The sequence below is a fragment of the Rhodococcus sp. 14-2496-1d genome (assembly GCF_002259365.1).
Lineage (GTDB): Bacteria > Actinomycetota > Actinomycetes > Mycobacteriales > Mycobacteriaceae > Rhodococcoides.
Genome location: NZ_NPFV01000005.1, coordinates 153,774 through 167,443 on the forward strand (window position 1 = coordinate 153,774; position 13,670 = coordinate 167,443).

The 13,670-nt window shown below is 64.2% G+C and carries 16 protein-coding genes; 6 read left to right on the top strand and 10 right to left on the bottom strand.

Going from position 1 to position 13,670, the window contains the following annotated elements; all coding sequences use genetic code 11:
* Window positions 1-28: 28 nt before the first annotated feature.
* Window positions 29-1,288, bottom strand: coding sequence for a gephyrin-like molybdotransferase Glp (glp, locus tag CH296_RS02915; protein WP_032395737.1), 1,260 nt, complete (start codon window positions 1,286-1,288; stop codon window positions 29-31).
* Window positions 1,289-1,321: 33 nt separating this feature from the next.
* Entirely contained in the window at window positions 1,322-2,275 is a 954-nt protein-coding gene (locus CH296_RS02920) for a UTP--glucose-1-phosphate uridylyltransferase (RefSeq protein ID WP_032395738.1), read from the bottom strand.
* A gap of 107 nt (window positions 2,276-2,382) precedes the next feature.
* Between CH296_RS02920 and CH296_RS02925 the strand changes: the two genes are divergently transcribed.
* From CH296_RS02925 to mscL, 4 genes are all read left to right on the top strand, one after another.
* Window positions 2,383-2,979, top strand: coding sequence for a 5-formyltetrahydrofolate cyclo-ligase (locus tag CH296_RS02925; RefSeq protein ID WP_094683246.1), 597 nt, complete (start codon window positions 2,383-2,385; stop codon window positions 2,977-2,979).
* 153 nt (window positions 2,980-3,132) lie between these two features.
* Window positions 3,133-3,477 (top strand): FmdB family zinc ribbon protein, encoded by a 345-nt coding sequence (locus CH296_RS02930; RefSeq protein ID WP_032396238.1) that lies wholly within the window; start codon window positions 3,133-3,135, stop codon window positions 3,475-3,477.
* A gap of 89 nt (window positions 3,478-3,566) precedes the next feature.
* On the top strand, window positions 3,567-4,229 hold the full coding sequence (locus CH296_RS02935) for an SAF domain-containing protein (protein ID WP_094683981.1): 663 nt from the start codon (window positions 3,567-3,569) through the stop codon (window positions 4,227-4,229).
* Between the two features lie 43 nt (window positions 4,230-4,272).
* Window positions 4,273-4,746 (top strand): large conductance mechanosensitive channel protein MscL, encoded by a 474-nt coding sequence (gene mscL / locus CH296_RS02940; protein ID WP_045196436.1) that lies wholly within the window; start codon window positions 4,273-4,275, stop codon window positions 4,744-4,746.
* 119 nt (window positions 4,747-4,865) lie between these two features.
* On the opposite strand, the gene CH296_RS02945 is transcribed toward mscL, so the two are convergent.
* The 8 genes from CH296_RS02945 to CH296_RS02980 all read right to left on the bottom strand — a co-directional run bounded on the left by CH296_RS02945 (window position 4,866) and on the right by CH296_RS02980 (window position 11,985).
* Window positions 4,866-5,309 carry a hypothetical protein gene (locus CH296_RS02945; RefSeq protein WP_094683982.1) on the bottom strand — a complete coding sequence of 148 codons (444 nt, stop codon included), beginning with the start codon at window positions 5,307-5,309 and terminating at the stop codon, window positions 4,866-4,868.
* A 146-nt stretch (window positions 5,310-5,455) separates the two neighbouring features.
* Window positions 5,456-6,229, bottom strand: coding sequence for an MspA family porin (locus tag CH296_RS02950; RefSeq protein WP_094683244.1), 774 nt, complete (start codon window positions 6,227-6,229; stop codon window positions 5,456-5,458).
* A gap of 564 nt (window positions 6,230-6,793) precedes the next feature.
* Window positions 6,794-6,997: a hypothetical protein gene (locus CH296_RS02955; RefSeq protein ID WP_032395744.1), complete on the bottom strand. Its 204-nt coding sequence runs from the start codon at window positions 6,995-6,997 to the stop codon at window positions 6,794-6,796.
* Between the two features lie 8 nt (window positions 6,998-7,005).
* Entirely contained in the window at window positions 7,006-7,503 is a 498-nt protein-coding gene (locus tag CH296_RS02960; RefSeq protein ID WP_037191958.1) for a molybdenum cofactor biosynthesis protein B, read from the bottom strand.
* An 89-nt stretch (window positions 7,504-7,592) separates the two neighbouring features.
* Window positions 7,593-9,074, bottom strand: coding sequence for a trypsin-like peptidase domain-containing protein (locus CH296_RS02965; protein WP_082322504.1), 1,482 nt, complete (start codon window positions 9,072-9,074; stop codon window positions 7,593-7,595).
* 102 nt (window positions 9,075-9,176) lie between these two features.
* The gene (locus CH296_RS02970; protein ID WP_032395746.1) at window positions 9,177-10,628 is read right to left on the bottom strand and encodes a HAMP domain-containing sensor histidine kinase; all 1,452 of its coding nucleotides are present in this window, start codon (window positions 10,626-10,628) and stop codon (window positions 9,177-9,179) included.
* Window positions 10,628-11,314 (bottom strand): response regulator transcription factor, encoded by a 687-nt coding sequence (locus CH296_RS02975; RefSeq protein WP_032395747.1) that lies wholly within the window; start codon window positions 11,312-11,314, stop codon window positions 10,628-10,630. Before CH296_RS02975 ends, CH296_RS02970 begins: the two co-directional genes overlap by 1 nt.
* Window positions 11,315-11,370: 56 nt before the next feature.
* Window positions 11,371-11,985, bottom strand: coding sequence for a trimeric intracellular cation channel family protein (locus CH296_RS02980; protein WP_032395748.1), 615 nt, complete (start codon window positions 11,983-11,985; stop codon window positions 11,371-11,373).
* Between the two features lie 77 nt (window positions 11,986-12,062).
* Between CH296_RS02980 and CH296_RS02985 the strand changes: the two genes are divergently transcribed.
* Both CH296_RS02985 and CH296_RS02990 read left to right on the top strand, forming a co-directional pair.
* A complete protein-coding gene (locus CH296_RS02985; protein ID WP_032395749.1) occupies window positions 12,063-12,380 on the top strand; it encodes a PASTA domain-containing protein in 318 nt (105 codons plus the stop codon).
* Between the two features lie 226 nt (window positions 12,381-12,606).
* Window positions 12,607-13,623, top strand: a complete 1,017-nt coding sequence (locus CH296_RS02990) for a magnesium and cobalt transport protein CorA (protein ID WP_032396242.1) — start codon at window positions 12,607-12,609, stop codon at window positions 13,621-13,623.
* Window positions 13,624-13,670 lie beyond the last annotated feature (47 nt).

A 13,670-nucleotide genomic window follows, 5' to 3' on the forward strand; every position in this document is an offset into this window, starting at 1 on the left:
CCCACTACGAACTACCGCTCACATGGCGTCAGCCTCTCTGAGCGAGGAACGAGACCTTCACTTCTTCGCCGGTGCGGATTTCGGTGACCTCGGGATCGATGACGACCAGGCAATTCGCCTCAGCGAGTGTCGCGAGTAGGTGCGAGGAGGATCCTGGTGCGCCGCCGAGCGCCTGCACCAGGTATTCACCGGTTCCCTCGTCGCGCATGAGCTGGCCGCGCAGAAATCCTTTACGGTCCTCGATCGAGGTGATCGGCGCGACGGTTCGAGCGGTCACGGTCCGTCGCATCGGCTGCCGTCGGCCCAGAGCGATCCGAATCAGCGGACGCACCATGACCTCGAACACCACCAGGGCGCTGACGGGGTTGGCAGGCAACAGGAAGGTGGGTACTTCGTCGCGTCCGAGTTGACCGAAGCCCTGGACGGACCCGGGGTGCATGGCAACTCGTTCCACTTCCATGTCGCCGAGTTCGCCGAGCGCCTCGCGCACACCGTCCGATGCGCCGCCGCCCACCGCTCCGGCGATGACGACGATCTCGGATCGAATGAGCTGGCCCTCGACCACCTCGCGTAGTCGCTTGGGATCGGTGCTGACGATCCCGACCCGGTTGACGTCGGCTCCGGCGTCGCGTGCTGCGGCGGCGAGCGCGTAGGAATTGACGTCGTACACCTGACCGGGCCCCGGTGTCCGATCGGTGTCGACCAGTTCCCCACCGACGGAGATCACCGACAGTCGCGGCCGAGGATGCACCAGCACCTTGTCGCGCCCGACGGCGGCGAGCAGCCCCACCTGAGCCGCGCCGATGATCGTGCCTGCGCGAACCGCGACGTCACCGGGCTGCACGTCGTCGCCGATCTTGCGGACGTAGTCACCCGACCGCACCGGACGGAACACCTTGACGCGGGCACGACCGCTGTCGGTTCGATCCAGGGGCAACACGGCATCGGCCAGTGTCGGCAGCGGCGCGCCGGTGTCGACTCGCACCGCCTGACGCGGTTGCAACCGGATGGGTTGACGCGATCCGGCGGACACCTCGCCGACGACGGGAAGCGTCAGATCGATGCGTTCGTCGTCCTCGTTGCGCAGGTCGGTGCCCGCGGCCGCCACATCGACGCTCCGTACCGCGTAGCCGTCGATCGCTGCCTGGTCGAAACCGGGAAGGGGACGCTCGGTGACCACTTCTTCTGCACACAGCAGGCCCTGTGCTTCCGAGATGGCGACCCGGACAGGCCGTGGAGCCACCGCCGCGGCGGTCACCCTGGTCTGCTGATCTTCGACCGAGCGCATCTGGCCCTTCCTCTATGGCATCGACCCGCGATGCTATTCGTACGTGGTCAGTTCCGGTGCCCAGCTGTCGCTCAAGCGTTCGTTCAGCCATTCGCGCAGCGCCGGACCGTAGTCGTCACGTTGTAGAGCAAAGTCAACCGCAGCGCGCAGGTATCCCCCGGGATTTCCGAGGTCGTGTCTCGATCCACGGTGCACCACCACGTGCACGGGATGGCCTTCTTCGATGAGCAGCGCAATGGCGTCGGTCAGCTGCAGCTCGCCGCCTGCACCGGGCTTTATCCGGCGCAGGGCGTCGAAGATCGCGCGGTCGAGCAGATAGCGGCCCGCGGCAGCGAGGTTGGACGGGGCGTCCTCCCGCTTGGGCTTCTCGACCATACCGGTGACCTTGAGGACGTTCGGGTTGACCGCGTCGGGCACGATCTCGACAGAGAAGACGCCGTAGGAGGAGACCTTGTCGTCGGGGACCTCGATGGCGCACAGCACCGAGCCTCCGCGCTTGGCGCGCACGCGGGCCATGACGTCGAGCACACCGCGGGGCATCACGAGATCGTCGGGAAGCAGAACGGCAACGGAATCCTCGTCGTCGTCGAGGACTTCTTCGGCACAGGCGACGGCATGTCCGAGTCCGAGCGGCTCGTGCTGAATGACCGACTGGACGTCGAGCAGACCGGGGGCAACTCGAACCTTCTCGAGCATCTCGAGCTTGCCGCTGGCCTCGAGCTTGTTCTCGAGGACGAGGTCCTCGACGAAGTGGGCGACGACGCCGTCCTTGCCGGGGGACGTGACGATCACGAGTCGCTGCGCGCCGGAATCTGCTGCTTCGCCTGCGACGAGCTCGATACCGGGAGTGTCGACCACCGGAAGCAGTTCTTTCGGAACGGTTTTCGTGGCCGGCAGGAACCGGGTACCCATGCCCGCTGCGGGAACGATGGCCGTGCGGAAATGCACGGGCGTGGCGGCGGTCGTCGCTGTAACGGCTTCTGTCATGGTGCTCACCCTATCCATGGTTTCTGGTGATCTGCTTGCCGTGTGCCGCGTTTTACCCCCGAGTGCATATCGTTGAACGACAGCACAGGAAGGGAGGACGAATCGTTGTGACCGTTCCCGATTTCACGGAGAACACGTCCAAGGATCGATGGCGAAAGTATGTTCTCGCCGAACGCCGACTGCTCGACGGTGCGCAACGCGCAATGGAGTCCTCTGCACTCTGTCACGTCCTGGGCGAATTGGCGGCCGAACACTCGGTGGTCGCCGCATACGTTCCCGTCGGCCGGGAGCCCGGTTCGGTCGAGATGCTCGACGCGATGGCCGCGGCCGGGTCGACGGTTCTGCTTCCGAGTGCGCACGAGCCGGGTCCGTTGCGCTGGGCTCGGTACGCCGGACGTGAGTCGTTGGTGACGGCCCCGTTCGGGCTGTTGGAACCGTCGGGGCCGACGCTCGATCCCGACGCGGTGTCGGGTTGCTCACTGGTGTTGATCCCCGCGCTGGCCGTGGACCGGCGCGGAACCAGGTTGGGCCGAGGCGCGGGCTTCTACGACCGCACCCTCGACCTGTGCAGACCCGACGCAATGCTGGTCGCGGTGGTGCGCGAGAGCGAAGTGGTCGATCGCCTACCCGCCGAGCCGCACGACAGACCGGTGACGCACGTGTTGACCCCCGGCAGCGGACTCCTACGCTTGGGTACGGAATAACGCTACGATTCGATTCGTTGGCACTCCTGACTGTAGAGTGCTAATGCTCTCCCCAGTTTCGACAGTTTCGACGAACAGACAAGACACCGGCGGTGTTCGGCCTCGGCCAGCAGAGTGGCGAATTTCCTCGGTGACCAGCGCGGAGGAAACACGATGCCCACTTACTCATACGCATGCACCGAGTGCGACAACCGCTTCGACATCGTTCAGTCCTTCACCGACGACACACTGACGGTGTGCCCCGCGTGCTCGGGCAAGCTCCGCAAGCTGTTCAACTCCGTCGGCATCGTCTTCAAGGGCAGCGGCTTCTACCGCACCGACAGCCGCGGCGGCGGGGGCACCTCCAGCGAGGGCGCGGGCGAGAAGAAGTCCGATGCGGCCGCTGCGAAGTCGGACTCGAAGTCCGAGTCCAAGCCCGCAGAGAAGAAATCTTCCGATTCGTCGTCGTCGAACTCTTCGTCTTCCTCGTCCACGACGAAAGCTGCTGCCAGCCAGTAACTTTCCGCTTCATCCACAGGCCGGGCCGTTATCCACAGCCCGGCCTTTTCGGTGCCTGTACCGGAACGGCCACCGATATCGTTTCGGCCATGGCTGCCGGCAAGAATCGACTCGACTCGACGCTGCTCGATCGCATCACCGTGCGTCCGGCGTGGGTCGGATCCACGAAATTCAGACGGATCGCAGCGGGAGTTCTGGTCTCCGTTGCCGCCGTTCTGTTCGTCGACGACACCGCCGGTGACGACCGCGTACGAGTGATCACGGCCGGACGCGACCTGACACCCGGCACCGTACTCACCTCCGCCGATGTGGCGGCGGCCGAGTGGGACCGGGCGAACGTCCCCGAGGGCGCACTCGTCGAGTCCGAGGCCGTGAACGGTCGAACACTCACCGGACCGGTCCGATCGGGTGAATTGCTCACCGACGTACGCCTACTCGGATCTCGGACCGCCACGACGGCCCTGGGGACCGAGGCACGCGTCGTACCGGTGCATCTGGCCGATGCCGCGGTGACCGACCTGCTGCGAGAAGGCGACCGCGTCGACGTGTTGACGGTCGAGTCTCAGGAGAACCCCGATGCAGTCCCCGCGGCCCGGGTTCTCGCGTCGGGAGCGATGGTCGTGCTCGTCTCCGCCGACGCCGGTGGCAGCAGGCAGCAAGACCGCGTCGTACTACTGGCTCTACCGACGAACGATGCGACAACGGTTGCGGCCGCCTCGTTGGTCAGCGCAATCACCGTCACCCTGCACTAACGTCTGTCGAGACAGAACAAACCGAACGTTGGGAGAAGGGCTCATGCTGAAGGGCTTCAAGGACTTTCTACTCCGCGGCAATGTCGTGGATCTCGCAGTCGCGGTCGTCGTCGGCGCGGCATTCACCGCCATCGTCACCGCATTCACGACGAACGTCATCAACCCCCTTGTCGCAGCGCTCGGTGGCAGCAACGAATACGGCTTCGGGTTTCAGATCACGTCGTCGCCGGAATCGTTCGTCAACGTCGGCGCAGTCATCACCGCGGTCATCAATTTCGTCATCATCGCGGCAGTGGTCTACTTCGTACTGATTCTCCCGGTGAACACGGCCAAGAAGCGCTTCGTCAGTCAGCCGGAGAAGGAACTGAGCGACGTCGACGTGCTGGTTCAGATTCGCGACATCCTCGCGGGGGGAACCGAAGCGGGACAGAAGCTTTCGACTTCAGCCGACACCACCGGCGGTAGCGGCGAGGCAATCGACGCGGCACCGGATCTCGGCAAGCACTCCAAGGACTGATTCGCTCACCCGAGCCAGTCGGGTCCCCTATCGAATGAATGCGCCATTCACGCTGTCTGACAGCGTGAATGGCGCATTCATTCGTTCAGGGGGGAGGGCCGAGACACGGCCGGCCCCACTCAGTTGGTGAACGTCGAGAGCGGAAGCGCGTCGAGCGTGATCGTCGTGCCGTCTGCCTCGCACGCCGAGGCAACGGCCGCCCCGTTGTCGACGAAGGCCTTGCCGGACTCACTGTCGGTGGTCGAGAGGTCCAGCGTATCCGCGGGCAACGCATCGACGAATGTCGTCAACGAACTGGCGACATCACCGGAGGCGGTGCCGGGCAGCGCCTTCAGCTTGTCGACAGCTGCCTGCTTGTCGGCGGTCCACTTGTCGATGTTCTCGGCCGATCCGGGTCCTGCTGCCGCCAGTCCGACGAACGCGTTGTGGTCGGCGGCAAAGGTATTGCAGACATCCGTGTTCTCGCCGGAGGCCGCGGACTCGTCGCTGCTACAACCGGCGGCGAGGCCGAGAGCAACGAGCGCTCCCGCGGCGACGACCGTGAAACGGGCTTTCGAGTGCATCTTCGGTTCAGTGCCTCTCTGTGTACATCGAACTACTTCTGTGCAGAACATAGTTCAGGCCCGTACGGAGTTATCCGTACGGGCCTGAACTTGTCTCGAGTTTCAGCAGGTGACGTTACGTCACCGAGCTACAACCGATTCGGAAATCAGTTGAGGCGAACCGGGACGCCGTAGGTGATGGCCGTGTCGCCCGTTGCGCTGGTCAGCGAAACGTACGGACGGATCGTGACGTTGCCCAGGATGCCGGTGGCGGTGCCGTGCAGGTTCGCGACCTGGATGGATCCGCTGGTGCCTGCTGCGTCACCCTCGGAAGAGGTGATGTCGGCCTCTTCGTTGAGCACTGCGTATGCGCTCTCGGACTGGACGACGCCGGGGCCGTTGGTCAGTGCGATCGTGCCGGTGGCCTGCGGGATCAGCTGAACGCCGACGTCGAGGCCGCTGGTGGAGGTGCCGGTGCCGGTGAGCGGTCCGACGCTCGGAGCAGTGCCGTCCAGCGGGAACGTGCCGGTGACGGAGGACTCGTTGCCCGAACCGAGGTTGAACTCGGCCGAAGGCGAAGACCACTCGACGGTGACTCCACCGTTGAGGCTCAGCGGGTAGCCGATCTGGTAACCGATCTTGAGGGTGCCTTCGAAGTCGTCGGCCGAGGGGCCCTGGACGTCGTAGGAAGCCCGGCCGTTGGCGAACCACTCACGGGTGAGCGGGCTGCCGTCGAGCGGAGCAACACCGTTGATGAAGGTGTCGGACAGCGTCACCGTCACGGTGTTGCCGTCGGCGTCGACGATCGAGTTGGAGCTGTCGACTGCGGCGGAAGCCGTTCCGGTACCGAGCACCAGGCCGACTACCGAAGCGCTGGCAGCAACTGCAACGCTCATGGACTTGAGTCCCCGGCTGCGCCGCGACTTCTGGATCTCCGTCATTTATTCCTCATCATGTTCAGTCCCAGCGCGGTGTCGCACGGGGAAGCTTGTGGCTTTCACCCTCGAACTAGATCGCACTCAACGATGTGTGCGAGCCCGAGCCGGATGTAGCCGCGAAGGCCACATCCTTGATCACACTGTTCCGAGGTCAAGAGCGCGGAACCGGTTGGTCCCACGCTCTGGCCTCTGGAAGCTGAGGGGAACATTAGAGGAGTTGCCCGATCGTGACAATCCCTACGATCGGGACCACATCGTTGCCTCGGCGTGATGTGTTTCAACGGCGTGAACAACTTTCACACCCCATTAGGTGGTAATGCGCGTCACACTATCCGGTTACGTGACCAAACCGTTACACATTGCGCAAATCCGCAAAACCGCTCTGATGTGGGAAGACGCTCGGACCGGCCCGCCCGTTACGGGCGAATCGTCACTTCTCACGCCACACTGAGCGGAAGCAGTGCGGTCCCCCAACCACCCGTACCCCGGTCGCGCGTCGCTAACGGCAGGTAAACGAGTAACTAACAGACCTGTCATTCAGGCCAAATAAATGTGTCGTGGATCACATCAGAAGTAATGGGGTGGTCGCTGTTGCTTCAACCATTCGTCCGACGCCGACCCGCCGTTCTCGACACCCGAACCCTCACCCCGTTCGTCTCCGGTCGTCTCCGGCAGCACCTCACCGAAGATGCGAGCGAGCCGGGCCCGTTCTGCTCGGGCCCGGCTCGCGTCGTCTTCGGCCGATCGATCGTCGTTCGGCTCGTCGCTCATGGGTATCGCTATGCGTCCAATCCAGACAGCTCGGCGATGACCTGACTCGCCAGTGGCGTCAGCGTCGCCATCCCGTCTCGAATCGCAGCCCGCGACGAGGCCAGATTCACCACCAGGGTGCTTCCGGACACACCGACCAGCCCGCGGGACAGACCTGCGTCCAACGAACCTGCTGCCAGCCCCGACGATCGCAGTGCCTCACTGATACCCGGAATCTCACGGTCGAGGACCTCCGCGGTGACGTCCGGAGTGACATCGCGCGGTGAGACGCCCGTGCCACCGATGGAGACCACCAGATCGACGCCGCCGATCACCGCGGTGTTGAGTGCGTTGCGCACGTCCACTTCGTCCGCCGTCACTGCGACGACACCGTCGACCAGAAAGCCTGCCTCGGTCAGCAGCTCCGTGACGAGTGGGCCCTTCGAATCCTTCTCGGTGCTGTGCGCTGTTCGGTCGTCAACGATGACGACCAACGCGCGCCCTGCCAGTGGTGCGTCGAGTTCCATACCGCTCACCGTAGTAGTAAGGCCTCCACCCGGCTCACGCTGTGCGTAAATCGTTGCAACCGTGCTCTGCCTGCCCGCTTCTCCGAACATCAGCGACCACCGGGGAACGACGGGACCTGGAACGGCAATTGCTGTTCCTGCTGCTGAGTCTGTGGCTGCGCCGCTGCGGGCTCGGCGGTGCCGAGAGTCACGGTCGCGGTCTTCTCGCTGCCGCCGTCGGTGTAGGTGATGGTGACCGAATCGCCCGGCGCGTGTGACCGCACCGCTGCGATCAACGCGTCACCGCTGGCAACGATGCGATCGTCGACCTTGGTGATCACCGCACCCTTCGGTATGCCCGCAGCTGCTGCCGGTCCTCCCTCGGTGACCTCGACGACGGTTGCTCCATTGGCGTCGTCCTGCGACGGCACCTGAACGCCGATCATGGCCTGGGTCGCCTTGCCCGTCGTGGTCAGTTCGTCGGCGATGCGCTTGGCCTGATCCACCGGGATGGCGAAACCGAGCCCGATGGAGCCGCTCTGCGCGGACCCCTGACTGCCGCCGAGTGTGGCTATCGCAGTGTTGATGCCGATGAGCTGTCCGTCGGTGTTGACGAGTGCGCCTCCGGAGTTACCCGGGTTGATCGCAGCGTCGGTCTGGATGGCGTCGATCACCGAGTTCTGATTGCCGGACTCGCCGGACGTCGACACGGGCCGGTTCAGCGAGGAGACGATGCCCGTGGTGACCGTGCCGGCCAGGCCGAGCGGGGAGCCGATCGCGATGACCTGCTGGCCCACTTCGAGGTTCGAGGACGATCCGAGTTCGATCGGCGTCAGGTTCGACTTGCCCTCGGCCTTGATGACGGCCATGTCCGAGACCGAGTCGGCACCGACGATCGTCGCGTCGGCCACCGATCCGTCCGAGAACGCGACGGTGAGCTTGCCGTTGGCACCCGCACCCGTCGCGACGTGATTGTTGGTCAGGATCAGGCCGTCGCTGCTGAGAATGACGCCAGAGCCCTCACCCTCTTCCTGGGAGCCCTTCACCTGAATCTGCACGACGCTCGGCAGAACCTTGTTCGCTACTGCCTGAATCGAGCCGTCGGGGAAATTGGCGGCAGGCTGAGCTGCAGTGACCGTGGAGTTCAGTGAGTTGGTCACTCCCCCGCCGTTGCCGTTGGCGTTGTTGGTGGCGATCGCACCGACCGCGCCGCCGATTCCGCCACCGACCAGAACGAGGGCGATGGCTCCGGCCACCAGTACCGACCTACCCGGGCGGGACTTCACCGCAGTCGGTGCCGAATCGGACTGCGGCGCAACGTGCTGGGGCTGTGCGTGGTGAGCCTGGGTGTGCTGCGGATCGCCCTGCTGACCGTACGGGCCGTAGCCGGGCTGGTAGGCCCCCTGTCCGTAGCCGGCGTACTGCTGGGGGTAACCCTGCTGCGGCGGGAACTGCTGAGTCGGATGCTGCTGAGTCGGATGCTGCTGTGCCGAGTAGTTCTGCTCGTCGCCGCGCGAAGCCCGGTCCGCCGGATGCTGCTCGCCACCGGCACCCTGTCCGCTCTGTTCGGATTCGTTACGGTCGTCGCTCATCGTTGCTGCTTCCTTCAGTAGAGACCTCGGTATCCGAGGTCCGCCCGCCTTCTTGCTACTCACTGTGCAGGGCGGGACTGAGAGCGCGCTGAGATCCGGCTATCAGTTTGCCGAGAGTGTGGTGGGATCAGGAGCACCCTCGCCGGGCAACACGATTCGTATCAGCGCGCCGCCCCGCTCGGACACCTCCACTCCGATGGTGCCGCCGTGCTTGACGACCACTTGCCGCACGATGGCAAGTCCCAGACCGGATCCGGGCATCGAACGCGACGCCGTCGAGCGATAGAAGCGCTCGAACACCAGCTCGCGATCTTCCTCGGGGATACCGGGGCCCGCGTCGTCGACCGTCAATTCCAGCAGGCCATCGCCGATCTGCCGCATCGCGATTCGCACCTCACCACCGCTCGGACTCCATTTGGCCGCGTTGTCGAGCACATTCAGCACGGCTCTCGAGAGTCCTGCTTGATCGCCGTAGACGAACCACGGCATCAACGTCGCCTCGAAGTCGATCTCGTTGCGACGGCGGCGTGCTCGTTCGAGACTGCGTTCGACGGCATCGGCTAGATCGACTCGCTCGAACACCGTCTCCGGCGCGTCCTCTCGCGCCAGATCGACCAAATCACCGACCAAGGTGGACAATTCCTGAATCTGCGCCACCACGTCGGTCCGCAACTCGGCCATGTCCTCGTCCGGGATGGACGGCGCTCCTGGGCGTCCCGCCGCGATGAGCAACTCCATGTTGGTCCGCAGCGAAGTCAACGGGGTGCGAAGTTCGTGGCCCGCGTCGGCGACCAATCTGCTCTGCCTGCCGCGAGATTCGGCCAGTGCCCGGAGCATCGTGTTGAAACTCTCGGTCAGACGCGCCAACTCGTCGTCGCCGGTCACCGGGATCGGCGTCAGGTCGTCGGTGCGTGCCACCCGTTCGGCAGCCGCGGTCAGTCGGGCGATCGGACGTAAACCGGTGCGCCCCACGGCCATACCTGCTCCAGCCGCCAGCACCACGCCGCAGGCACCGACGATCAGCAGCACCCACGCCAGACGGTCGAGTACTTTTCCGGTCGGCAGTAGTCTCTGTGCGACGACGAGAGTGCTGCCGTCCTTGGTGCGTAGCGCCAGTACCCGCTGATCGTCGAGTGTGCGTAGCGACGATTCCTGCTCTCCGCTCACCACAGCGAGTTCGGCATCGCCGATCGGCACCTTGGGCCCGGGCGGGTTGTAGCTGGACATGTCCGGATAGATCAGCGCGACACTGACATCGGTGCTGTACAACGTTGCTCCAGCGACGAACCGCGGGTCGTAGGACACCAGACTGGACTCCGCCAGAGCCGAAGCACGCGAACGCAATTGAGTGTCCACATCGCCGTACAGTGCTCGGGATACCACCGTGTACGCGGCAATGGCCATGACCGCCACCGCAATTGCGACGACGGAGGCCGCGAGCAAGGTCACCCGCCACCGCAGCGACACCGACCGTGTCAGTGGCATCGGTGGCCGCATCGCCGTCGGCGAGGAGCCGACATTGTCGGCCGACTTTCGCCCGAACGAAGCGACCATCACGGGGGCGTCTCGCGCAGGACGTACCCGACACCGCGAACGGTGTGGATCAGCCGCGACTCCCCCTCCGCCTCGGTCTTGCGCCGCAAGTACCCGACGTACACCTCGAGCGCGTTGCCCGACGTCGGGAAGTCGTAACCCCAGACTTCCTCGAGGATGCGACTTCTGGTGAGGACTCGACGCGGATTGGTCATCAGCATTTCGAGCAACGAGAATTCGGTCCGGGTGAGGCTTATCGAGCGTTCGGCGCGCGAGACCTCACGAGTGACCGGGTCCAACGACAGGTCCGCGAACGTCATGGTCTCCGAGTCGATGCCCGCTTCCATCGCGGTACGCCGAAGCAGAGCGCGCAGGCGAGCCAGCAGCTCCTCGAGCGCAAACGGCTTGGGCAGGTAGTCGTCGGCACCGGCGTCGAGGCCGGCAACACGCTCGGACACCGAGTCCCGTGCCGTCAACACCAGAATCGGCAGGTCGTCACCGACACTGCGCAATCGACGGCACACCTCCAGGCCGTCGAGGCGAGGCATCATCACGTCGAGCACCAGGGCGTCGGGACGTGCCGCCGCGACCTGCTCGAGCGCGTCGAGCCCGTCGACCGCCAGGTCCACGGTGTACCCGTTGAATGTCAGCGACCTGCGCAGCGACTCACGCACTGCCCGATCGTCGTCGACCACCAATATCCGCATTCGTACAGTTTGTCCTGGTCGACTGAGATATGTCTGAGAGGGGTGCGGATAGCGACCTAGAGCGTCGGTAGGTGCTTCGCCAGCGGGAGGTTCCACTTTCGCCACAGCGCGAGCAGGCGCAACCCCGTCGCGAGCAGGGTTCCCGCGACCAGACCCACGTTCTCCGGCAGGGTCGCGGCATCGGCCAACACGACGGCCGTCGCACCGAGCATGGCCGGCAGGGCATACAGGTCCCGATGCAGCAGCAGGGGAACTTCGTTGACCAGCACGTCTCGGATCACGCCGCCTGCCACCGCCGTCGTGGTGCCGATGAGAGCTCCCGCCAACGCGCTACCGCCGGCAGCCAACGCGATCGTCGCTCCGGTCGATGCGAACAGTCCCATCCCGAAGGCGTCGAGCACCAGAACACCGCGCCTGACCTTGCCCATCTGTCGGTGCGCAACGAACACGACCAGCGAGGCGAACAAGCCGACCGTGAGGTTCGGCCACGTGTCCAGTGACGTCGGTGGGTGGATGCCGAGTAGCAGATCGCGAATGATTCCGCCGCCGATGCCCGTCGTGATTCCGACGACGCAGACCCCGAACAGATCCAACCGGCGATGCACTCCGATCAACGCCCCCGACGCCGCAAAGGCCGCGATACCGATCAATCCGAGTACGTCGAGAAGCATCGGATCAGCATGTCATGGTGCTGACAGAAACCTCACAGCAAAACCCGAGGTCGGACCTAGAATCGAGGGGCACCGTCGTGTTCGAAGATTCCGGCTCACCCGAGGAGAACATCATGCGTATCGAATTCAAGAAAGCCGTCGCCACTGTTGCATTGACGGGAGCCATCGCGCTCGGTGGCGGCGCAGTCGCTCAAGCTGCTCCGGATCGCGAAAGAATTCCAGACGTGATCGGAATGTCCCAATCTGCGGCCATCGCGGCCCTGGAGGACGCAGGCTTCGACAACGTCACCGTCAATTACGACCGCCCCGACGCCCGCGTGATCGGCCTCAACTTCCCGGTCGGGGTGAAGGTCAGCGAGAACGCGGAGATCAAAGTGATCGTCATAAGCGACTAGACCAGCCGCACGGCCACCTCGAGTTGTGGCAGATTCCCGGATCACCCCGTTGGGGTCTACCACCTGAGCGTGACAACCGGCGGCCGATGAGGGATGCGGCGTCGTGATCGGCGTCGCACCCGCGGTGATGGCTGCGCCGAAAAACACCGCCCCATTTTCGCAGGAGATAGTCTCGGTCGTGATGCCGTCCGGCACATTTCCTTCTCGAGCCGAGGTGAACGAACAGGTGCCGATCATCGACAATGCCGTCTACGTCGACGGCAAACGCACTGCCAATCCCGAGAGCCTCGACATCACGTTCGAGTTGATGCGCGAGCGGCACGGCATGGCCTGGATCGGCCTGTACCGCCCCGAGATCAGCGAAATCAATGCTGTAGCAGGCGAGTTCGGTCTGCACCGCCTAGCCGTGGAAGATGCCATTGCAGCCCATCAGCGACCGAAACTGGAACGGTACGCCGAGCAACTATTCGTCGTTCTCCGACCCGCTCGATACATCGACGAGACCGAAAAGGTCGAATTCGGCGAATTGCACATATTCCTCGGACCCGATTTCGTCGTCACCATTCGCCATGCCGAATCCCCCGATCTGGCAATGGTGCGCAAGCGGCTCGAAGGATCTCCCGAACTGCTCCAACTCGGCCCCGAGGCAATTCTCTACGGCATCCTCGATCAAGTGGTCGACGAGTACGTCCCGGTGGTGACCGGACTGCAGAACGACATCGACGAGATCGAGGATCAGCTGTTCACCGGCGACCCGTCGGTATCGCGTCGCATCTACTCACTGCTCCGTGAGGTGTCCGAATTCGACCGTGCCGCAAAGCCCCTCGTCGAAATGATCGAATCACTCAAGCGCGGTTCGGACAAGTACAACGTCGACGTGGAACTGCAGCGATACCTGCGCGACGTGCACGATCACGCGATCCGCGTGTCCGACCGCATCGAGTCCTTCCGCTCCAACCTGCAGAATGCGTTGACCGTGCACTCGACCATCGTTGCGCAGCAGCAGAACGAGGAGATGCGCAACATGACGGTGGCCAGCCTGGAGCAGAACGAACAGGTCAAACGGATTTCATCCTGGGGCGCAATACTTTTCGCGCCCTCGCTGATCGCCGCCATCTACGGTATGAACTTCGAGGACATGCCGGAACTGACTTGGCAGCTCGGCTATCCGATGGCTCTGATCGCCATGGTGATCTGCTCCACTGCACTGTTCGTGGTGTTCAAGCGTCAGAAGTGGTTGTAGTGCGCTCCGCGCAGTGGTGCGGTTAGGTGCCCTCCACGGCACTCAGC